The sequence below is a fragment of the Kineosporia mesophila genome (assembly GCF_021129235.1).
Lineage (GTDB): Bacteria > Actinomycetota > Actinomycetes > Actinomycetales > Kineosporiaceae > Kineosporia > Kineosporia mesophila.
This window is the reverse complement of record NZ_JAJOMA010000001.1, coordinates 598,882-618,339: the sequence shown is the minus strand read 5'-3', so window position 1 is coordinate 618,339 and position 19,458 is coordinate 598,882. Positions and strand designations below refer to the sequence as shown.

At 68.5% G+C, this 19,458-nt stretch carries 22 protein-coding genes, 1 tRNA gene and 1 pseudogene; 5 read left to right on the top strand and 19 right to left on the bottom strand.

Annotation, left to right across the window (positions count from 1 at the left end; translation table 11 throughout):
• Positions 1-8: 8 nt before the first annotated feature.
• The 5 genes and pseudogenes from LR393_RS02370 to LR393_RS02355 all read right to left on the bottom strand — a co-directional run bounded on the left by LR393_RS02370 (position 9) and on the right by LR393_RS02355 (position 4,241).
• Positions 9-359 (bottom strand): hypothetical protein, encoded by a 351-nt coding sequence (locus LR393_RS02370; protein ID WP_231481263.1) that lies wholly within the window; start codon positions 357-359, stop codon positions 9-11.
• On the bottom strand, positions 356-790 hold the full coding sequence (locus LR393_RS02365) for a hypothetical protein (RefSeq protein ID WP_231481261.1): 435 nt from the start codon (positions 788-790) through the stop codon (positions 356-358). The genes LR393_RS02370 and LR393_RS02365 overlap by 4 nt, the downstream gene beginning before the upstream one ends.
• A 425-nt stretch (positions 791-1,215) precedes the next feature.
• A pseudogene (locus LR393_RS36875) lies at positions 1,216-1,734 on the bottom strand (mycothiol-dependent nitroreductase Rv2466c family protein).
• Positions 1,735-1,918: 184 nt separating this feature from the next.
• The gene (locus LR393_RS02360) at positions 1,919-2,740 is read right to left on the bottom strand and encodes an aldo/keto reductase (RefSeq protein WP_231481259.1); all 822 of its coding nucleotides are present in this window, start codon (positions 2,738-2,740) and stop codon (positions 1,919-1,921) included.
• Positions 2,741-2,759: 19 nt separating this feature from the next.
• Entirely contained in the window at positions 2,760-4,241 is a 1,482-nt protein-coding gene (locus tag LR393_RS02355) for an MFS transporter (RefSeq protein WP_231481257.1), read from the bottom strand.
• 110 nt (positions 4,242-4,351) lie between these two features.
• Between LR393_RS02355 and LR393_RS02350 the strand changes: the two genes are divergently transcribed.
• The gene (locus tag LR393_RS02350; RefSeq protein WP_231481255.1) at positions 4,352-4,966 is read left to right on the top strand and encodes a TetR/AcrR family transcriptional regulator; all 615 of its coding nucleotides are present in this window, start codon (positions 4,352-4,354) and stop codon (positions 4,964-4,966) included.
• Positions 4,967-5,164: 198 nt separating this feature from the next.
• Positions 5,165-5,338, top strand: coding sequence for a hypothetical protein (locus LR393_RS02345; RefSeq protein ID WP_231481253.1), 174 nt, complete (start codon positions 5,165-5,167; stop codon positions 5,336-5,338).
• A 166-nt stretch (positions 5,339-5,504) separates the two neighbouring features.
• Here LR393_RS02345 and LR393_RS02340 read toward each other — a convergent pair whose 3' ends face one another.
• The 3 genes from LR393_RS02340 to LR393_RS02330 all read right to left on the bottom strand — a co-directional run bounded on the left by LR393_RS02340 (position 5,505) and on the right by LR393_RS02330 (position 7,709).
• Positions 5,505-6,488 carry a zinc-binding dehydrogenase gene (locus LR393_RS02340; RefSeq protein ID WP_231481251.1) on the bottom strand — a complete coding sequence of 328 codons (984 nt, stop codon included), beginning with the start codon at positions 6,486-6,488 and terminating at the stop codon, positions 5,505-5,507.
• A gap of 54 nt (positions 6,489-6,542) precedes the next feature.
• Positions 6,543-7,001, bottom strand: a complete 459-nt coding sequence (locus LR393_RS02335) for a MarR family winged helix-turn-helix transcriptional regulator (RefSeq protein ID WP_231481249.1) — start codon at positions 6,999-7,001, stop codon at positions 6,543-6,545.
• Positions 7,002-7,636: 635 nt separating this feature from the next.
• Positions 7,637-7,709 (bottom strand) — tRNA-Ala (locus tag LR393_RS02330).
• Between the two features lie 379 nt (positions 7,710-8,088).
• Here LR393_RS02330 and LR393_RS02325 point away from each other — a divergent pair.
• A complete protein-coding gene (locus LR393_RS02325; protein WP_231481247.1) occupies positions 8,089-8,556 on the top strand; it encodes a TetR/AcrR family transcriptional regulator in 468 nt (155 codons plus the stop codon).
• A gap of 85 nt (positions 8,557-8,641) precedes the next feature.
• On the opposite strand, the gene LR393_RS02320 is transcribed toward LR393_RS02325, so the two are convergent.
• The 4 genes from LR393_RS02320 to LR393_RS02305 are packed head-to-tail and all read right to left on the bottom strand — an operon-like array spanning position 8,642 to position 10,515.
• Positions 8,642-9,253 (bottom strand): histidine phosphatase family protein, encoded by a 612-nt coding sequence (locus LR393_RS02320; RefSeq protein WP_231481245.1) that lies wholly within the window; start codon positions 9,251-9,253, stop codon positions 8,642-8,644.
• Positions 9,250-9,699, bottom strand: a complete 450-nt coding sequence (gene rsfS / locus LR393_RS02315) for a ribosome silencing factor (RefSeq protein ID WP_231481242.1) — start codon at positions 9,697-9,699, stop codon at positions 9,250-9,252. The genes LR393_RS02320 and rsfS overlap by 4 nt, the downstream gene beginning before the upstream one ends.
• 33 nt (positions 9,700-9,732) lie before the next feature.
• A complete protein-coding gene (gene nadD, locus LR393_RS02310; protein ID WP_231481234.1) occupies positions 9,733-10,347 on the bottom strand; it encodes a nicotinate-nucleotide adenylyltransferase in 615 nt (204 codons plus the stop codon).
• Positions 10,348-10,353: 6 nt separating this feature from the next.
• Positions 10,354-10,515 (bottom strand): hypothetical protein, encoded by a 162-nt coding sequence (locus tag LR393_RS02305; RefSeq protein ID WP_231481232.1) that lies wholly within the window; start codon positions 10,513-10,515, stop codon positions 10,354-10,356.
• 165 nt (positions 10,516-10,680) lie between these two features.
• On the opposite strand from LR393_RS02305, the gene LR393_RS02300 reads away from it, so the two are divergent.
• Positions 10,681-11,658 (top strand): glycosyltransferase family 2 protein, encoded by a 978-nt coding sequence (locus LR393_RS02300; RefSeq protein ID WP_231481230.1) that lies wholly within the window; start codon positions 10,681-10,683, stop codon positions 11,656-11,658.
• Between the two features lie 6 nt (positions 11,659-11,664).
• Here LR393_RS02300 and LR393_RS02295 read toward each other — a convergent pair whose 3' ends face one another.
• The 7 genes from LR393_RS02295 to rplU all read right to left on the bottom strand — a co-directional run bounded on the left by LR393_RS02295 (position 11,665) and on the right by rplU (position 18,164).
• Positions 11,665-12,360 carry a class I SAM-dependent methyltransferase gene (locus tag LR393_RS02295; protein ID WP_231481228.1) on the bottom strand — a complete coding sequence of 232 codons (696 nt, stop codon included), beginning with the start codon at positions 12,358-12,360 and terminating at the stop codon, positions 11,665-11,667.
• Between the two features lie 15 nt (positions 12,361-12,375).
• Positions 12,376-13,707 carry a glutamate-5-semialdehyde dehydrogenase gene (locus tag LR393_RS02290; protein ID WP_231481226.1) on the bottom strand — a complete coding sequence of 444 codons (1,332 nt, stop codon included), beginning with the start codon at positions 13,705-13,707 and terminating at the stop codon, positions 12,376-12,378.
• A gap of 171 nt (positions 13,708-13,878) precedes the next feature.
• Entirely contained in the window at positions 13,879-14,328 is a 450-nt protein-coding gene (locus tag LR393_RS02285; RefSeq protein ID WP_231481224.1) for a hypothetical protein, read from the bottom strand.
• A 156-nt stretch (positions 14,329-14,484) separates the two neighbouring features.
• A complete protein-coding gene (gene proB, locus LR393_RS02280; protein WP_269326571.1) occupies positions 14,485-15,609 on the bottom strand; it encodes a glutamate 5-kinase in 1,125 nt (374 codons plus the stop codon).
• 108 nt (positions 15,610-15,717) lie between these two features.
• Complete coding sequence (obgE, locus tag LR393_RS02275) at positions 15,718-17,247, bottom strand: GTPase ObgE (RefSeq protein WP_231481220.1); 1,530 nt, start codon at positions 17,245-17,247, stop codon at positions 15,718-15,720.
• Positions 17,248-17,568: 321 nt separating this feature from the next.
• Entirely contained in the window at positions 17,569-17,823 is a 255-nt protein-coding gene (gene rpmA, locus LR393_RS02270) for a 50S ribosomal protein L27 (protein WP_231481218.1), read from the bottom strand.
• Positions 17,824-17,855: 32 nt separating this feature from the next.
• Complete coding sequence (gene rplU / locus LR393_RS02265; RefSeq protein ID WP_231481216.1) at positions 17,856-18,164, bottom strand: 50S ribosomal protein L21; 309 nt, start codon at positions 18,162-18,164, stop codon at positions 17,856-17,858.
• Positions 18,165-18,408: 244 nt separating this feature from the next.
• Here rplU and LR393_RS02260 point away from each other — a divergent pair, with 244 nt between their 5' ends.
• Positions 18,409-19,458: a GGDEF domain-containing protein gene (locus LR393_RS02260; RefSeq protein ID WP_231481214.1), complete on the top strand. Its 1,050-nt coding sequence runs from the start codon at positions 18,409-18,411 to the stop codon at positions 19,456-19,458.

Here is a 19,458-nt window from a genome sequence, read left to right as displayed (position 1 = left end):
TCAGCCCCTCAGTACCGGCCGCCGGAGGTGTTCCAGCTGCCGGCGGTCTGGGTGTTGGAGTCCTCGGCACTAGCCTGTACGGCGTCCACCACCCCGAGCCGGTCGCCCTGCAACCCAACCGAGAGGCCCAGTAGCTGACCAAATTTCAGCATCATCTCGTTCTGCTCGCCGAAGCTCCGGTCCAGCTCCCGGGTGATGTCCCCGCTGATCATCTCCCCGCGATAGATGCGGCCCCGGGTCTTCACCAGGTCCGAGACCCCGAGCACCTCGTCCTGCAGGGTCGCGATGATCGGCATCCGGTCGCGGATCTGACCGCTGTCCCAGGCGGTGCTGTCGTCGTACCCCACGTCGTACGTCATTTTTCGCCCTTCCAGCTCTTCCGCAGCGTCGCGATCTCCTCGTCGGAGAACTCGTACTCGGCGATCCGGCAGAACCCGGCCACCAGCTCCTCGAGGTTGGACGCCGCATTGAAGACGTCGAAATCACCGACGGCCTCGGGAAAGACCTCCTCGACCACCTTGGATGCCTTCTGCCGCGCGCCGTCCTGGGCCTCGTTCACCGTCTCGACGATGAGACTCGCGAATTCCGACGGCGCCAGCGCGCGGTAGCCCACCCCGTTGAAGGTCAGGTTCTGCAGGTCGCCGGCCAGCCCGACCGTCGCGCTCAGGATCCGGCGCCGGGACTCCTGGGTGTGCGTGGTCTCGGTGAGAGCATCATGGGTCTGCGTCGCCGCGTCCCGGATCTCGCTGAGCCGGTTCAACGCTGCGGCGGTCTCTTCGTCCAGTGCCATCCGTGGTCTCTTCTCGATAGGCCGAATCAAGCAGGATCAAGTGAGATCAGGCGGACGTGGACGGCCGGGTCGGCCCGCGAAGATCAAACGGCTTCGGCTCGAGTTTGAGTAACTTGATAGAAAAGGTCAAGATTTCTTCGAGGTAAAGATTGGGCAAAGTCGGACGGTTGATCCGGGCAAAATAGCCCTCAGTGCAGGAAACATTTCGATTAGTGATGGCCAGTCATCACACTTTGCCCGGGCCGGGAAGGCCCCTCACGGCCTGTCTCGGAGCGTTCATCTCGCCGCGGTGGCGTCACGCGGGAGGTATGGCCGTAGGCAGAAAGGGGCCGAGCACGGTCCCCGGTCGATTCGGCGGTGGTGGGGCTCCGCCGCACTCGGCCGTCACGCTACGGCGAGCGTCCTCCGGACTGGCAACCATCAGCTCAGTCGTGGCTCAGACCATCGGACCGGGCCCGCTTGATCTCGAAGAAGTGCGGGTTGCGGGCCAGCGCCGGCGCCGCGTCGAAGACCTCGACGGCTTCCTCGCCCCGCGGGATCGCGTTGAGCACCGGCCCGAAGAACCCGACGCCGTCGATGTGGATGGACAGTGCGCCGAGGTCTTCACCGACCAGGTCGAGGGCCTTGCGATGGCTGCGCCGCAGTTTCCTCGTCGTGGTCGGTGCTGCCGGCCGCGGCGGCCGACCTCAGCCAGCGCCTGGGCGATCACCTCGGCGTAGTCCTTGTTCCGCCGTGTGGATGCGGGTGCCCAGCGCCGTGCACAGGTCACGCAGTACCTCGTCACCGTGGGTCTGGGCCGACGCGATACAGAAACGCGCCGGACCCCAGGCGCGGTCACAGAAGATGCGTTACCAGTCTTCGATCTCGCGGTGTTCGTTGAGCACCGACAGGCTCATAACCCGGAAACTCAGGTCGATGTCGCGCTTGCTCTCGACCTCGAGGATCCACCGGGACGCGGTTTAGGCGAAGGAGCACGCGGGACCGAAGAAGGAGTCGACCTTCGGAAGTCCCCATCAAACCATCAGAAGGTAGCTACACCAGTCGTCTGCCCGATCGGGCACCGGCGTCGCGTTCTTGCCCGGCCAGCCGCCCAGCGAAGCCGATCCGTTCGTACGGGCTGAGTTACGGCTACCAGCGCGGAAGGCCTGCCGACATCGTCCGGACGGGGGCGCCGTGAGGATCGTTGTCCAGCGTAGCGATCCTTTCCATGTCATCAGCATTGATCCGGAAGTCGAAGATGGCGGCGTTCTCCCGGATCCGCGAGGGCGTGGCCGATTTGCCGATGGGAATGTTGCCGAGCTGGACCTGCCAGCGCAGGATCAGCTGCGCCGGAGTCTTTCCATACTTCTTCGCGAGCGCCTGGAGTGTGGGATCTTTCAGCGCTTCTCCCCAGGCCAGCGGACCCCAAGCCTGGGTGATGATCCCCCGCGAGCGGTGATACTGACGCAGTTCACCTTGCTGGAAGCTCGGATGAAGTTCCACCTGGTTGACCGCCGGTGCGGTCTGCGACTGTCCGGCCAGCCAGACCAGATCGGGGACGGTGAGGTTCGATACGCCGATCGAACGGACTTTGCCCTCGGCCAGCAGGTTTTCACATGCTCGCCAGCTCTCCAGGTACTGGTCCTTACCCGGTGAGGGCCAGTGCAGGAGGTAGAGGTCGACGTACGAGGTCCGGAGTTTCCTCAAGCTTTCCTCGAGTTCCCGGCCGGTCGAGACGTATCCGTGGCGCTGTGGATTCAGCTTGGTCGTGATGAAGACGTCCTCGCGCGGCAGGCCGGATTCTGCGATCGCGGTGCCCACCTCGGCCTCGTTGCCGTACACCTGCGCGGTATCGATGTGCCGGTAACCAGCGTCGAGGGCCACGCGCACCATCTCGGTCGTTCGCGAGGCCGGAATCTGGTAGACGCCGAAGCCTGCCTGCGGAATGTCGATGCCGTTGTTCGTTCTCATCGCTGGAGGCATGGGGTATTCAGCCTGAGATTTCATCGGTGGTCTTCGCCTCATCCAGTGGTGGTGATTCCGGTGCCGACGGCAAGTTCGGCACGTGCTTGCGCAGAACAGTGACCACGAGGATCAGCGCCAGCACGAGCGCACCGGCTCCGAACTCGTAGGCACGGTGGTAGCCGCCGACCAAGGAGGCGTCGACACCCTGCCCGGCCCGGGACAGGCCGGCTGAACGGCTGGTGGCGATCGTCGTCAGCAGCGCCAGTCCGAGCGCGCCCGCGACCTGCTGGGAGACGTTGACGATGCCCGACGCCAGCCCCGCGTCCCGATGGGGAACCTCGGCCATCGCGATCATCGTCAGCGGGCTGAAGGCGGTGCCCATGCCCAGGCCCATGCCGAGGAACGCCAGGAACAGAAAGGGGAAGTACCCGGCGTGGGTTCCGCCCAGCAGGAGCATGAGCATCCCGGCCGCGGCGACGGCCACGCCCACGGCGATGACCGGGACCGACCCGAAGCGGGTCACCAGCCGGCGGGTGAGTCCCAGCGACAGGATCGCCACGGACACCGCGTAGGGCAGGAACGCCAGGCCGGTCTCCAGGGCGCCGTACCCGAGAACCTGCTCCTGATAAAGACTGCCGAGGAAGAACATTCCGAGCACACCGGAGACCATCAGGCCGCGGATCGCACTGGAGAGGATCAGGCCGTGCAGCTTGAGGATGCGCAGCGGGAAAATCGGATTGGGGTGGCGGTTCTCGACCGCCACGAAGGCAGCCAGCAGCACCAGCGCAAGGGCGAGAGGTACGAGGGTGTGCGGTGAGCCCCAGCCGTAGGTGGCCGGTTCGACGATCCCGTACACCGCGGCGGCCAGTGCCACCGTGATGAGCAGGGAGCCGAGCCAGTCGATGCCCTCCGAGAAGCCGATGCCACGATCGTCGGGGATGAGCACCCAGCCGGCCAGACCGGCGGCGAGGCCGACCGGGATGTTCACGAAGAAGGCCCAGTGCCAGCTGAGCAGTTGGGTAAGCACACCGCCGGCGAGCAGACCGAGTGACGCGCCGGCCACCGCGGTGAACACCCAGGCACTCATCGCCCGGGCGCGCTCCTGCGGCACGGGGAACTCGATGACGATGATGGCCAGGATCACCGAGGACTGCACGGCCGCGCCGATCCCCTGGAGGAACCGGGCGCCGATCAGCAGCGCCGGCGTCTGCGCCAGCCCGCACAGCAGCGAGGCGACGGTGAACACGGCCAGGCCGGCGAGGAAAACCCGCTTGCGCCCGGCGAGATCGCCGAGCCGACCGGCCGGCAGAAGGAAACAGCCGAAGGTGACCAGGAAGGCGTTGACGACCCAGGTCAGGCTGCTCTGGCTGAGGTCCAGGTCGCGCTGGATCTGCGGGAGAGCCACATTCACGATGGTGGTGTCCAGGGCGATCATCAGCTGCGCCAGACAGACCGTGATCAGCGCCAGCCACCGGCGCCGGTCGTGGGAAACCTGTTGCCTTGACACGATACTCCTCATTCCAGGATGCAGCTGCACTACTATGTAAGTGGGCTATTACAAGCTAGAGTAAGAGGGCTATCACGTCAATCCAGCGAGAACAGTGAGCGGAGCGGCCGGTGCCCGGAAAAGCTCAGAACCAGCATGGTCGTTACCACCACGGCGAGCTGCGTCCGGCGCTGATCGAGGCGAGTTTCGGTCTGCTCGCGGAATCCGGCCTGGCCGGCTTTTCGGTCGCTCAGGTGGCGCGCAGGCTCGGGGTCAGCACGGCGGCGCCCTACCGGCATTTCCCCGATCGCGACCACCTGATGGTCGCGGTGGCGACGCAGGCCGCCATCGAGCTGGCCGAGCAGTTCGGCCGGGCCGTGGCGGGCGCGGGCAGCGACCCGGCCGAGCGCTTCGTGGTCACAGCCGGTGCCTACGTGCGGTTCGTGGGTACCCGGGGCGCTGGTTTCGATGTCATCTTCGCGGGCGATCTGGGGCGGTTGCAGAACGCTGCGCTGATCGACGCTGGTCGGCGACTGATGGATCTGCTCCGGGAACTGGCCGAGCAGGCCACCGGGCAGGATCACGGAACGTGCCTGACGCTGGTCGGGCAGCACCTGGTAGCCGCCCACGGGTACGTCCGGCTGTATGCGGACGGGTTCTTCCGCAATCAGGAAACCATCGACGAGATCGCCGATCTGGCCGTGTCCGCCAGCCGGACCTTACTGCGCGGCACCCCGGCGGGATGAGTGGCCGCCGCCGATCCGACGCCGAGCGACCACGGCTTCACCGGGCAGAAGGCCCTGCCGTTGCTGAACGACCCGTACCTGGGCCAATGAACTCGGTGATCGGCTCGGCGTCGATCCCAGGACCGTCTGGTCCAGGCTCAGGAATCCGGCATCCACCGACGAACCGTCTCCGCACATCTCCACGGCAGCGGAGTCACGATGCGCCGCAAGGATCTCGACGACTTCGACGCGGTTGAGGCGGCACGCCTCTCCGAGGACGGCTGGCTCCTGACCCTCATCGGCGATCGGCTCGGCACGGACCCCAAACCCGTCTGGTCCAGGTTCCGGAACCTGGGTGTGAGGATGCGCGACAGCCACGGCCAAGACCGATGATCTGCGGCCCTGGCCCGGTTGCCGGGTTAGCCGATCCACGCCCGAGGGTGAAACCGATCGTGAACGACGCGAGGGACCGGCCCCGCCGAGCGATCAGCAAAACCAGCTCGCTGACCGCATCGGTGAAGGCATCGTGATGCCCGACGCGTGCATCGTTCCCCTCACGTCACCCGACGACAGCCAGAACAGTCTTCCCAATCGCGGTGCGCTGCTCCAGTGCCATGTGCGCCTTCGCCGCGTCGGCGAGGGGCACGTGGGTGAGCAGAGGGGCGGCTTCCCCGGATGCGGCGGCGTCCAAAGCCTTTACCAGCAGGCGGATCCGGTCTGGCGGGGTGACGGTGGGCAGGTCCATGAGGTTGGTGATGCTGATGCCGCGGCGGTGCGCGTCGCCGGTGTCGAACTGGGCGAATATTCCTGCGCTGGTGCCGTAACTGACGATCCGGCCCCGGTCGGCCAGCAGCGTGAAGGCCTCGCCTCCGAGAGCGGCTCCAGCGCCGTCGAGGACGATCGTGGGGCCGTCCTGAAAGATGGACGCGATCTGCGCGGTCCAGTCCTGGCTGGAGTAGTCGACGACGTGGGTGATGCCGAGGTCACGCAGTGCGGCCGTCTTCTGCGCACCTCCGGCGGCCGCGACCACCGGAACGCCCCTGGCCTGGAGCAACTGCACCAGCAGCGTCCCCGCCGCACCGGCGGCCGCGAGAACGAGGACGCGGTCGTCAAGAGTGGGGGCGGCGACCTCGAGCAGCAACTGGCTCGTCGTTCCGTCGTTGAGTAGCGACGTCGCAACGTCAACACCGATGCCGGCGGGTACGGCGATGAGGGCGTCCGCCGTCAGCACTGCTTGTTCGGCGTATCCGCCGGTGGGTCCGTCGGTTCCGGTGCCGCCGATGACCGACTGCCCGATCCAGTTCTCGTCGACGCCGACTCCGACCGCACGGACGGTTCCGCCCACGCCGCTGCCCGGCACGTAGGGCGGTTCGAAACCGAAGATCTCGCCGAACCGCCCGGCGCGGATCAGCCGGTCGAGGGTCCCGACGTCGGCGAACGCGACGTCGACCACGACCTCACCAGGGCCCGGGGTGAGATCGGCCTGGTCCTCCAGTCGGAGCACCTCGGCACCGCCGAACGTCCGCACCACGATTGCCCGCATCACAGCTCCTCATATTGCTATCGTTTGATAACTAATGAGGAATGGTAGCAAGCCCTACGCAGACCTTCCGCCGGGGCGGTCGGCGTTCCAGGCAGCGAGGCACTGCTCGAGCGCGCGAAGAGTCTCGATGACGACGGCGAGCTCGGCGGTGTCGGGGATCTGGTTGTCGAAGGCGACGACCGAGGCGTCCCGGAAGCGGTCGCGGTAGCCCCGGGCCTGCTCGGAGGGGAACAAACGGACGGCCCGGCCATCGTGCGCGTCGGGTTCCCGCACGACGAAGCCCTTGGCCTCCAACCCACGCAAGGCGCGGCTGAAGTTGCTCGGTGGCAGTTTGGCCGCCGCGGCGGCGGCGCGAGCCGACATGCCAGGTTCGCGAAACAGCACCCGCAGCACCGTGGTCTCCAGGGGCGTGCAGGCTGCGAAAACCTCGTCGAGGAACGGCTGGAGCTGCTGCGTGAACGCAAAGGCGAGATCGCCGATCTCGAACAACTGGTCCTCACGATCTGCACCCATCACACCAGTCTTCACCTGACAGGATGAAGTGACCAGTTCGCGGATGCCGGCCGCAGACCGTCAACGGAGCTCAGGTTAGGCAACCAAGGGGGTGCGGCGCAGACTCCAGGCTGCGCCGCATGCCCTTGTATCCCCTCGCAGCGCGCCCCTTCCCCGTGGAGGGCGTCCTCGTGGAGGGCGGGTGAAAGGAAGCACCCCGTATCTCACGTCGTCGCCTACCCCGGGCGATCGCAGCCACGGCCGCGCTACCGCTGACCGCCTGTGGTGGCGGTTCTGACTCCGACGCCGAGAGCTCCTCCGGCTCCGAGACGTCTACCGCGTTCTCGTTTCCGATCACCGCCAGGCATGCCCTGGGTACGACGACGATCGAGGCCACACCCGAGCACATCGCTACTGTGCAGGCCCTCCAGCTCACGTCGAGGAGTCAGCTCATCCCGGCTCCGCAGACAACCAAAAACCAAGTTTGTCAGGCCAACAGACGAGCGGATTTCTCGCAGTAACCCAGACAGGACCGCACGGGCGGAACCATGAAACGGGACCGGATTCTGAATCCGTTCGACGTCTGACGGAATCAAACACCGCGAGACGGAACCCAATTACCGGGTTGGAATAAGGCACCTAAGGTGTCCCTCAAGTGGAGCTGAGGGGATTCGAACCCCTGACCCCCTCCATGCCATGGAGGTGCGCTACCAGCTGCGCTACAGCCCCGCCACGCGAGGAGGTTCCGCGTGAAGCGGCCCCTCGTTCGGCGTCGCCAAACTTTATCGCAAGAGTGGGGGGCAACTACAAATCGAGACCTTCGCCCCCCGTCCGCGACCACGTCGACCGCTCCAAAGTTCTAGAACGCCGGGGAGGTTTTGCATGATCACGGAGGAGGGGGTGGGGTTCAGGCCATCGCGATCGCCCGGCCGCCGTCACCTCGTGCCCCCGCTGCGCCGGCGAAGCTGCCACCACGCGTCCTACGCGGCACCTCGTGCGCCCAGAGCCAAGGCCTTCATCGCATTTTCCAAACGTTCAGTTGGAAATCGGGGCGTAGGTCTCCCCCCGGAAAAACTGCAACTAATTGTTGGGATTTACGCTGGTGACTATGGCGTGGGACACGGAGGCGACCCGGCAGAAGCTTTTGGACGCGGGGGTGCGGCAGTTCGCGGCCCACGGGTTCGCGGGGGCGCGGATGGACGCGATCGGGCGGGACGCCGGCGTCAACAAGGAGCGCGTGTACAAGTACTTCGGCGGGCAAGCCGCCGTGCTGACGTACGAGCTGACGGGGCTGCTCGAGGGCATCGACATCACCCGAGTGGGTGCCGAGGTGGTCGGCGAATTCACGGCCGCGCTCTTCGACCGGTACCGGGCGCGGCCGGAACTACCGCGCCTGCTGGCCTGGGAGAGCCTCGAACTGGACCAGGCGGTGGCGCTGGAGCGGCGCCGGCCGATCTGCGCGGGGCCGGTGGAGTGCTTCCAGACGGCCGGGCCCGGCCTGGACCGGAGAGCGCCGAGCACCTGCTGCTCACGGCCGTCACACTGGTCACGGCGTGCTGGTCGCTGGGAAAGGTGAGTGAGGCGGCGCTGGACGCCGATCTGGATCTCTCCCGTCGCCGGGATCAGATCGTGCGGCAGATGACCGCGCTCACCCGAGCACTTCAGGAGACGTTGTAGCGGCTCAGCCGCCAGCCCCGGTTACCGTTCTGGAGCTCGGCCCAGTGCGCGTTGCGCAGACCCTCGAGAGCGTTCCAGGGCCAGTCCGGGGTGCCGAGCAGGGAGAAGATGGCCCCGCGCAGAGCACCGCCGTGGCCCACACAGATCAGCGTGCCCTCGTCCATCGCCTTCTCGTGCTCGATGATCGCGGAGGCGCAGCGCTCGGCGGCCTCGCTACGGGTCTCCCCGTTGCCACCCAGCCGCACGTCGCGGCCCAGCCGCCAGGCCTCGAAGTCTTCCGGCCAGCCCTCGGTGATCTCGTCGCGGGTGCGGCCCTCCCACTCGCCGGCCGAGATCTCCCGGAGGCGGGGGTCGAGGTCGACCTCGACGTGCAGCTTCGTGGCCAGGGCACGGGCAGTCTGCGCGGCGCGCGACAGGTCGGACGAGACCATGCGCACCTGCGTGCCGACCAGCTGGTCGTACAGCGCGTCGGCCGTACGCCGGGCCTGGCCCACGCCCACGTCGTCCAGGGCGATGTCGGTCTGACCCTGGAAGCGCGCGGTGGCGTTCCAGGTGGTGCGGCCGTGACGGACCAGGATCACCCGGTCAGCGGTCACGCCTCGTCCTTCTGCGCGTCGTCCTCGTCGTCCAGGGCCCAGCTCTGGGAGATCGAACCGGACGAGGCCTCGTCGTTCGAGCGCTTGACCTCTTCGGGGAGCTCGATCACCGGGCAGTCCTTCCAGAGGCGCTCGAGGGAGTAGAACTCCCGCTCCTCCTCGTGCTGCACGTGCACGACCACGTCGCCGAAGTCGAGCAGCACCCAGCGGCCGTCGCGCTCGCCCTCCCGGCGGATCGGCTTGGCACCGACCTTCAGGAGCGCTTCCTCGACACCGTCGACGACACCCTTCACCTGGCGGTCGTTCGCCGCCGAGGCCACCAGGAAGGTGTCGGTGATCACCAGGTGGTCACTGACGTCGATGGCGACGATGTCGGTGGCGAGCTTCTCCGACGCCGCCAGGGCGGCGCGGGTCGCGAGGTCGATGGCACGGTCAGACGCTGTCACGCCCAAACCCTCTCATGAACGCGAGGGTTGTTTTCACGGCCGGTAGAGGCGGTGCTTGGCGATGTACTGCACAACGCCGTCCGGCACCAGGTACCAGACGGGTTGTCCGGCGGCGACGCGGTCGCGGCAGTCGGTGGACGAGATGGCCAGCGCGGGCACCTCGAGCAGACTGATGCGGTCGGCGGGCAGACCGGAGCCGTCGAGCCGGTGGCCGGGCCGGGTGACCCCGATGAAGTAGGCCAGCTGGAACAGTTCGTCCGGATTCTTCCAGGACAGGATCTGCGTCAGGGCGTCGGCGCCGGTGATGAAGTAGAGATCGGCGTCCGGGTACAGCGCGGCCAGGTCGCGCAGCGTGTCCGTGGTGTAGGTGGCGCCGCCGCGGTCGATGTCGACCCGGCTGACCGTGAAGCGCGGGTTCGAGGCGGTCGCGATCACCGTCATCAGATAGCGATGCTCCGCCGGGCTGACCTGGTGGTCCGCGACCTTCTGCCAGGGCTGGCCGGTGGGCACGAAGACCACCTCGTCCAGCCCGAACCGGCTGCCCACCTCGGACGCCGCGACCAGGTGACCGTGGTGGACCGGGTCGAAGGTGCCGCCCATCACGCCGATGCGCCGCCGCGGGGCGACGTCACCGGCCGGCTCACTCATGTGGGGTCAGTGCTTGCGCGCGACGTTCCGGAACGAGTACGTGAGCAGGAAGAGCGTGAAGAAGAGGGCACCGGCGATCAGCGGGTAGACCCACGCGTCCAGCGGCAGGTCGATGTGCTCCTCAGCGGCCTCAGTGGCAGCTGAGACGAACGCGGCGGGGACGGTCATCGTCGGAACCTCTCATCGAACGGGTGCTCCGGGTCGATCTCCCCGAGCCAGGGCCGAGTCTGCCATGCCGCCCCACGGGCGGCACGCACACCCCTCCGGTCCGGACAGCTCCTTCACAGCGGCCGGCCGACCGCGTCACCTGCTCGGGCCACTACGCTGACCGGGATGAAACCGGGAGCCGGCACCGACGCAGACCTCGTTCAGCCACCGGAGCTGAGCGTGGTCGTGCCGATGTTCGACGAGGAGGCCGTGATCGGCCTGTTCGTCGAGCGCCTGCGCCCGGTCCTCGACGACCTCGGCCAGGCCTACGAGGTGCTGGTGGTCGACGACGGCAGCCGCGACACCACCCCCGCACTGCTGGAGAAGGCCCGCCGCGACTGGGAGCAGCTACGGGTGGTGCGCCTGCGCGCCAACGCCGGGCACCAGGCCGCGCTGTCGGCCGGGCTGGTGCGGGCCCGGGGCGCCTGGATCGCCACCATCGACGCCGACCTGCAGGACCCGCCCGAGACCATCGCCGACATGCTCACCGCCGCCCGCGAGCAGAGCGCCGACGTCGTCTACGGCGTGCGCAACGACCGCACCACCGACTCGGCCTTCAAACGGCACACGGCCGGTGTCTACTACCGGATGATCCGGCGGCTGGTCGGCCAGCACGTGCCCGCCGACGCCGGTGACTTCCGGCTGATGTCACGCGCCATGGTGGACGCGGTGAACCGGCTGCCCGAGCAGAACCGGGTGCTGCGGCTGGTGGTCCCGGCCCTCGGCTTCCCCAGCGCCCAGGTCGAGTACCGGCGTGAGGAGCGGGCCGCCGGCACCACGAAATACCCGCTGTCGCGGATGATCCGGCTGACGGTGGACAGCCTCACCGGCTTCTCGATCGCTCCCCTGCGCCTGGCCACCTGGTTCGGCCTGGGCGGTGCGGCGGTCACCTTCCTGCTGCTGGCCTTCGCCCTGCTCGCCTTCGTCACCGATCACACGGTGCCCGGCTGGACCTCGACGTTCGTCGCGGTCGCGGCCGTCGGCGCGGTGCAGTTGCTGTGCCTGGGCCTGCTCGGCGAGTACGTGGGCCGGCTCTACACCCAGTTGCAGGGCCGGCCCACGTACCACATCGCCTACGACTCCGAAGACGACACCAACCGATAGAGGCTGCTACAGCGGGCGTTCGGCCCGCACCAGCAGCGTGACGCCGGGCAGCTGCTTAACCGGCAGGTAGCGCTCCAGCGTGATGACCGCCCGCAGCGCGTTGTTGAGCAGCGCCGGCGGGTCGTCCAGGTCGCTGCCGGTGCTGCTGCGGCGGCGCAGGCTCACCAGCGGACGCATCAGGACATTCCAGCTGGTCATCGGTTCCAGCTGGAAACCCGCGCCCTGCAACAGATCGGTGAGCGTGGGCCGGGTGTAACGGCGCACGTGGCCGACCGCGTCGTCGTGTGCCGACCACAGCTTCGGGTCGCACGGCACGGCCACCAGGAAACTGCCACCCGGCTTCAGGGCGTCGAAAACACCACTGGCGGCTGCCTTGTCGTCGTCCAGGTGCTCGAGCACATCGAACGCGACCACCAGGTCGAGACTGCCCGGGGCCAACGGTAGTGCGGTCGCGTCGCCGCGCAGCACCGGAATGCCCCGGGCCGCACACACTTCCGCACCGGTCGGACCGTATTCCAGGGCCGACGCCTGCCAGCCCAAAGACTGCAGCACGCGGGTGTTACCGCCACCCGCAGCGCCAACGTCCAGTGCCCGGCCCGGCTTCAGGTCGGCAACGGCCTTGGCTAGCAGGTGCCTGCGCTCGCGGTACCACCAGTGCCGTTCCTCGAGCTCGGTGAGCTTGCGGACCTCGGTCGCCTCCATGCGATCAATACTCCTCTAGGGACGTGTCTGGCCGTCACCGGTGACGATCCACTTGGTGGACGTCAGCTCGGCGAGACCCATCGGGCCGCGGGCATGGAGCTTCTGGGTGGAGATGCCGACCTCGGCGCCGAGCCCGAACTGGGCCCCGTCGGTGAACGCGGTGGACGCGTTCACCGCCACCACGGCCGAGTCGACCTCGGCCGTGAAGCGGTTGGCCGAGCGCAGGTCGGAGGTCAGGATCGCCTCGGTGTGGCCGCTGGAGTAGGTGCGGATGTGCGCGATCGCCTCGTCGAGGTTCTCCACCACCCGCACCGCGATCTCGGCGGCCAGGTACTCGGTGTACCAGTCGTCTTCGGTGGCGGCTTCGGCTGCGATGCCCTGCTGCCCGGCCGACTCCAGGGCTCGCGGGTCGGCGTGGATCTTCGCGCCGGCCGCGTCGAGAGCCTTCAGGGCCGCCGGCAGGAAGTCAGCGGCCACGTCGGCGTGCACGAGCAGGGTCTCCGCGGCATTGCAGACGCTGGTGCGCCGCATCTTGGAGTTCATCAGGACCTCGATGGCCATCGCCTGGTCGGCGGACGCATCGACGTAGACGTGGCAGTTACCGGTGCCGGTCTCGATCACCGGCACGGTGGAGTTCTCCACCACGGTGCGGATCAGCCCGGCGCCACCGCGCGGCACCAGCAGGTCGACCAGACCCCGGGCGCGCATCAGGTGCTGCACACCCTCACGGCCCCAGGGGTCGATCGTGGCCACGGCGCCGGCCGGCAGACCGACACTCTCCAGCGCCCCGCGGATCAGCCCGACCAGCACGGTGTTGGTGCTCTCGGCCGCCGAGCCACCCCGCAGCACGGCCGCGTTACCGCTCTTCAGCGCCAGGCTCGCGGCGTCGATCGTGACGTTGGGCCGGGCCTCGTAGACCATGCCGATGACGCCCATCGGCACCCGCACCTGCCGCAGCTGGAGCCCGTTCGGCAGCGTGGAACCGCGCACCACCTCACCGACCGGGTCGGGCAGGCGCACGATGTCGTGCACCGCCTGGGCGATCGCGGCGATGCGCGGGCCGTCGAGCCGCAGCCGGTCGGCCAGGTTCGGGGCCAGGCCGGTGCGCTCGCCACGCTCCAGGTCTTCGGTGTTCGCCGCGATGATGCGCTCGGTGTTCGCCACCAGTGCCTCGGCCAGGGCGGTCAGCGCCCCGTCCTTCTGCTGACGCGGTGCGGTAGCCAGGTCGCGCGCGGCCTCGCGGGCGCGGCCCGCGACCTCGCGGACGGCGTCGCGCACAGGGTCTGCGCCGGCGCCCGGGCCGTCGTCGGGCGACGTCGCGGCGGCGGGCTCGATGGTCGTGCTCACCAGGCCACTCTAATGGGCTCCGCACAGGCGCCCGACCGGATCCGGCCAACATCGGGCCCACCCAGTCCACGGACGGACCGCACCGGTGACCGACAGAACCGGTGCGGTGACACGTCCTCAAGCACTGCCTGGCCCGCCCCGAACCTTCGTGATCATGGAGAGAGGGGCGGGTCAGTCGTCGAAGGGGACGATCTCGCCGAGTGCGTAGACGCGGGGATGGGTGTCGTGGTCCCACTGCTGCTGGGCGGTGATCAGGTCGACGACCTCCAGGCCGCTCACCCGCCAGCCGGGCAGCTCGGTGAAGACCTCGTCGCCGCCCCACAGGGACAGCGCCTGACGCGTGGCCTCGGCGGCGTCACCGCACTCGTCCCAATAGCGCACCTGGGCGTGGTTGCGGTCGTAGCGGATGCTGACGACGAAGGCCCGCTCCACGCTCAGCCGTTCCAGCGCGTCACGAACCTCGTCCTGAGCGAGGGCGCCGCCGCCGACCGTGACCGTGACGAACCACAGGTCGCGGGCACTTTCGGCGTCCTCGGCGCGGGCGATGTACGGCTGCTGCTCGAGAGCGGCCCGCCGCACGCACGACGTGGAGGGGACGTCGCGACGTGATCCGATTGACACCCCTCTAGTTGAGCAGATGCCGACCCGAACGTCTTGGGAATCGGCCACGAACCGCGGAATTCGTAGGATCAGCACACCTGCGCGGCCTGATTGGGTGGTGTGCGCGAATAGCCGCGGGGCAGATGATCTGCCCTTTATCAGCTGCGCGGATAACGGTCAGCGACGACCGAGCAGCACGATGTCGTCACGATGCACGATCTCCCGGGCATAGTCGGGCCCCATCTCGGCGGCCAGGTCCCGGGTCGACCGCCCGAGCAGGGCCGGTAGCTCAGCGGAGTCGAAATTGACCAGGCCCCGAGCCACGGCGGTGCCGTGCGGGTTCACCAGATCGACCGCGTCACCCGCGGTGAAGCGGCCGTCGATCTTCACCACCCCGGCCGGCAACAGCGACATCCGGCGCTGCACCACGGCCGCCACGGCGCCGTCGTCGAGCATCAGGCGGCCCGTGGGCTTGGCTGCGTGCCGCAGCCAGAGCAGCCGGCTCGCGGTCCGGCCGCCGCGCGCCTCGAACCAGGTGCCGACGTCCTTGCCCGCCAGAGCCTCCCCCGCGTTCGCCGCGGAGGTGAGCAGGGTGGAGATGCCCGCCGCGCTGGCGATGCGGGCGGCGTCCACCTTCGTCACCATGCCACCGGTGCCGACGCTGCTGCCGACGCTGCCGATCTCGACGTCTTCCAGGTCGGCCGGTCCGCCGACGTACTCGATGCGCCGGGCCCCCGGTCGGCTCGGCGGGCCGTCGTAGAGCGCGTCGACGTCGGAGAGCAGCAGCAGGGCGTCGGCCCGCACCAGGTGGGCGACCAGGGCGGCGAGCCGGTCGTTGTCACCGAACCGGATCTCGTCGGTCGCCACCGTGTCGTTCTCGTTGACCACGGGCACCACACCCAGGCCGAGCAGACGGGAGAGGGTGCGGCGGGCGTTCGCGTAGTGCGTGCGCCGGATCACGTCCTCGGCCGTCAGCAGCACCTGGCCGACGGTCAGGTCACGGCGCGCGAAGGCGGCGGTGTACTGCGCCATCAGCAGACCCTGGCCCACGCTCGCGGCGGCCTGCTGGGTGGCCAGGTCTTTCGGCCGCTTCGCCAGGGTGAGGGGTGCCAGCCCGGCGGCGATGGCGCCGGAGGAGACCAGCACGATCTCCTGCCCGGACAGCCGGTGCCGGGCCAGCACATCCACCAGCTGCTCGATGCGCCCGGTGTCGATACCGCCGTCCACCGAGGTCAGCGACGACGACCCGATCTTGACCACGATGCGCCCGGCCGCGGTGATCCGCTGCCGGCGCTCTTCCAGACCGTCCACGAACTCAGTCCTACTACCTCGGTCAAACCAGTTTTTTTAGTCCGTGATCATGCAAACCTTCCCCGGCTGCGGGGAAGGTTTGCATGATCAGGAGAATGACTAGGCGTCTTTTTCCGACGTGTCCTCGAGCTGGGCCGGGTCGACCCAGTGACCCGCACGACGTTCCTGCGCGAGTTCCTCGCGCGCGTCCTGCTTTGCCGTACGCGCCATCTCGTACTCCTCGCGCTTGATCGACCGGGTGGGCCGATCGGTGCCCGAGAGGCGGATGTCGGTACCGCGCGGCGAGGCCGCGCTGGCGGCCGCGATCATCGTCGGTTCCCAGTCGAAGATCACGCCGTCGTCGCCACCGATGACCACCGTGGCGCCGGCGACCGCACCGGCCGAGGCCAGAGCGTCTTCCACACCGAGACGGGCGAGCCGGTCGGCCAGGTAGCCGACGGCCTCGTCGTTGGCGAAGTCGGTCTGGCGCACCCAGCGCTCCGGCTTGGAACCGCGCACCCGGAAGAACGGGCCGTCGGCGCTGTTCTCGCGGGTGACGTCGAAGGCGTCCTTCTCGGCGACCGGGACCGGGCGGATGACGACGCGGGGCGCCTCCACCGGGCCGGCGTCGGCGCGGGCCTGGGCCACCAGGTCGGCCATCGCGAAGGTGAGCTGCCGCAGACCCTCGTGCGCGATCGTCGAGACGATGAACACCTTCAGGCCGCGGGCCTCGAGGTCGGGCTTGACCATCTCGGCCAGCTCCCGGGCCTCGGGCACGTCGACCTTGTTCAGTACCACCAGGCGCGGGCGCTCCTTGAGCGGCAGCGTGCCCGGCTCGACCGGGTAGGCGTCCAGCTCGGCCTCGATCACGTCGAGGTCGGTGAGCGGGTCGCGGCCGGGCTCCAGGGTGGCGCAGTCCAGCACCTGCACCAGGGCGGCGCAGCGCTCGACGTGGCGCAGGAACTCCAGGCCCAGGCCCTTGCCCTCGCTGGCGCCGGGAATCAGGCCCGGCACGTCGGCGACGGTGTAGCGCACGTCACCGGCCTCGATCACGCCCAGGTTCGGTACCAGGGTGGTGAACGGGTAGTCCGCGATCTTCGGCCGGGCCGCGGAGATGGCCGCGATCAGGCTGGACTTGCCCGCGCTGGGGAAACCGATGAGGCCGACGTCGGCCACGGTCTTCAGCTCGAGCACGACGTCGCCGCCGCCACCGGGCTCACCCAGCAGGGCGAAGCCGGGGGCCTTGCGCCGGGCCGAGGCCAGCGAGGCGTTGCCCAGGCCTCCGCGGCCGCCCTCGGCGACCACGAAGGTGGCGCCGTTGCCGACCAGGTCGGCGATCACCCGGCCGTCGGCGTCCTTGACCATGGTGCCGTCGGGGACGCCCAGCACCATGTCGTTGCCGTTGGCCCCGTTGCGATGGTCTCCCTCGCCCGGCTTGCCGTTGGTCGCCTTCCGGTGCGGTGACCGGTGGTAGTCGAGCAACGTGGTGGTCTGCGGATCGACGACGAGGGTGACGTCGCCGCCCTTACCCCCGTTGCCGCCGTCGGGCCCACCCAGGGGCTTGAACTTCTCGCGGTGCACGGATGCGCACCCGTGCCCGCCATTACCCGCCGCAACGTGCAGCGTGACCCTGTCGACGAAGGTCACCATGCCGGCCTCTGCTCTCTTCGGTGGTACCCCGCCCGTAGTGAATGTGGTCAGTTCGGGGTACCAGCGCGAACTGACTGCTCGCTGAGAGCTCAAGTGACGGACACCGGTCTGGCCCGGGGACGTCATCGGCCCTGCGCGATTCCTGATCCGTGCAACGTTGTCGTATTACCCACCGGTCAGGTGGGTTCAGGACATCTCCCGGGCAGCGTGTGGAGCTGTTGAGGACGACATGCTGAACTGCTTTTCCGCCGGAAGAACAGCGAAGGGCGAGCCGGGAGACCCCGGCCCGCCCTTCGCGAAAAGCTCGTGTGTGCCGCAGCCTTACTCGGCGCCGACGATGCTGACGATCCGACGACCGCGACGCTGGCCGAACTCGACCGCGCCCGGGGTCAGGGCGAACAGGGTGTCGTCCTTGCCCCGGCCGACGTTCTCACCCGGGTGGAAGTGGGTGCCGCGCTGGCGCACGATGATCTCACCGGCGTTGACCTGCTGGCCACCGAACCGCTTGACCCCGAGACGCTGGGCGTTCGAGTCGCGGCCGTTCCGGGAGGAGCTTGCGCCCTTCTTGTGTGCCATGTCTGTCTGCCTGCCTTCTGCTCAGCCGTTGACTACTTGGTGATACCGGTGATCTTGATGGTCGTCAGCGGCTGGCGGTGGCCCTGGCGCTTCTTGTACCCGGTCTTGTTCTTGTACTTCTGGATGATGATCTTCGGGCCCTTGGTGGCCTCGACGATCTCAGCGGCGATGCTGACCTTGGCCAGGGCGTCGGCGGCGCTGGTCACGTCGGTGCCGTCAACCAGCAGCAGGGGAACCAGGTCCACCGCGTCGCCGGGCGCACCAGCGACCTTGTCAACGATGAGGACGTCGCCAACGGCAACCTTCTCCTGGCGGCCACCAGCGCGGACGATCGCGTACACGTGAAATCACTCTCCGGTCGGTTCAAGGGGGTGCGAGTCTCTCCCCGACACCCTGGAGGGTGAGGGCTCAACGCAGGCATATCGATGCCACGCGGCGCACCGCAGTAAAGACTACGGATAGCGAGGCCCAGGAGCAAACCCGCTCCTCGGTAGACCTGATCGCGCACCGTACTGCGGCCCCATCATGTCAGGTCGACGGGGGTTTCTGCCGACCTCTCCCGGAGACGGGGCGAGGGGGACGGGAATGAGTGAGCGCCGACAGGGCCTGATCGAGCAATGGGGAGCCCGGGTGGGAGCCTGGGAAGCTCCCGAGGCGAACCCCGCCGCGATCGGGATGATGCTGGCCGCGGGTACCGCGATGGTCATCGACGGGGCGATCACGCCGTACACCGGGGCAGCCCGGCTCTGGAATCTCCTCTTCCCGATCTTCCTCCTGGCTTTTCCTCTGGTACTGATCCGCTACGGCCATCGCCTGCCGGTCGTCACCTTCTTCCTTCTGTCCCTGACCTGTGGGGCTCTCCTGACCGGAATGGCCCTGGCCAAACGCGATGCCGGTGCCGCCACGCTCCTGACCTCCACCCTGCCGGTGATCTACGGTGGCGCGGTCCTGAGACCGGCCGGCTCCTATCTGTCCCTGCTGTACGCCGTGGGCAGTGACGCGGCCCTGCTCTTCGCCCTGACCCCGGCCGCCGGTGCGGTCCGGATTCTCAGCTACCTGACGATCACTCAGGTCATCTGTTCCGCCGTCCTCACCCGCAACGGCACCGCCCGCCGGCGCATGGCCGCCCGCCTGGCCGCCCTGGCCGGCGTGGACCCACTGACGGGTCTGGTCACCCGGCGAGTACTGGACGAGGCCGCGCAGGGAGCCATCTCCGCCGGGCAGCACGCGGTGGGCACCGCGCTGCTGCTCATCGACGTGGACCGGTTCAAGAGCATCAACGACACCCACGGCCACCCGGTGGGCGATGCGGCCCTGCAGCATCTGGCCGCCGTGATCGCGGCGAACACCCGCCCGGACTCGGTGATCGGCCGGCTCGGGGGCGACGAGCTGGCCGTGCTGCTGCCCGGCTGCGACCACGACGTGGCGGTGCGCCGGGCCGAGCAACTGGTGAGCGCCGTGCGTGACTCCCCGCTGGAGCTGAGCGACGGAACGATGCTGCCCATCAGCGTCAGCATCGGTGTCGCGCACGCCCCGACCGAGGCCGGTGACCTGCCACAGCTGTACGCCTCGGCCGACGAGGCGCTGTACGAGGCGAAGAGGGGTGGACGCGACCAGGTCGGCGTGCGTGCCTGA

Coding starts and splice junctions, on each gene's coding strand:
- rpmA (WP_231481218.1), bottom strand. CDS start 17,823: ATGGCACACAAGAAGGGCGCAAGCTCCTCCCGGAACGGCCGCGACTCG.
- LR393_RS02345 (WP_231481253.1), top strand. CDS start 5,165: ATGCGCCGCAAGGATCTCGACGACTTCGACGCGGTTGAGGCGGCACGC.
- LR393_RS02305 (WP_231481232.1), bottom strand. CDS start 10,515: ATGACCGTCCCCGCCGCGTTCGTCTCAGCTGCCACTGAGGCCGCTGAG.
- LR393_RS02300 (WP_231481230.1), top strand. CDS start 10,681: ATGAAACCGGGAGCCGGCACCGACGCAGACCTCGTTCAGCCACCGGAG.
- LR393_RS02325 (WP_231481247.1), top strand. CDS start 8,089: ATGGCGTGGGACACGGAGGCGACCCGGCAGAAGCTTTTGGACGCGGGG.
- LR393_RS02340 (WP_231481251.1), bottom strand. CDS start 6,488: ATGCGGGCAATCGTGGTGCGGACGTTCGGCGGTGCCGAGGTGCTCCGA.
- LR393_RS02365 (WP_231481261.1), bottom strand. CDS start 790: ATGGCACTGGACGAAGAGACCGCCGCAGCGTTGAACCGGCTCAGCGAG.
- LR393_RS02295 (WP_231481228.1), bottom strand. CDS start 12,360: ATGGAGGCGACCGAGGTCCGCAAGCTCACCGAGCTCGAGGAACGGCAC.
- LR393_RS02260 (WP_231481214.1), top strand. CDS start 18,409: ATGAGTGAGCGCCGACAGGGCCTGATCGAGCAATGGGGAGCCCGGGTG.
- LR393_RS02335 (WP_231481249.1), bottom strand. CDS start 7,001: ATGGGTGCAGATCGTGAGGACCAGTTGTTCGAGATCGGCGATCTCGCC.
- obgE (WP_231481220.1), bottom strand. CDS start 17,247: ATGGTGACCTTCGTCGACAGGGTCACGCTGCACGTTGCGGCGGGTAAT.
- nadD (WP_231481234.1), bottom strand. CDS start 10,347: ATGAGTGAGCCGGCCGGTGACGTCGCCCCGCGGCGGCGCATCGGCGTG.
- LR393_RS02360 (WP_231481259.1), bottom strand. CDS start 2,740: ATGAGAACGAACAACGGCATCGACATTCCGCAGGCAGGCTTCGGCGTC.
- LR393_RS02370 (WP_231481263.1), bottom strand. CDS start 359: ATGACGTACGACGTGGGGTACGACGACAGCACCGCCTGGGACAGCGGT.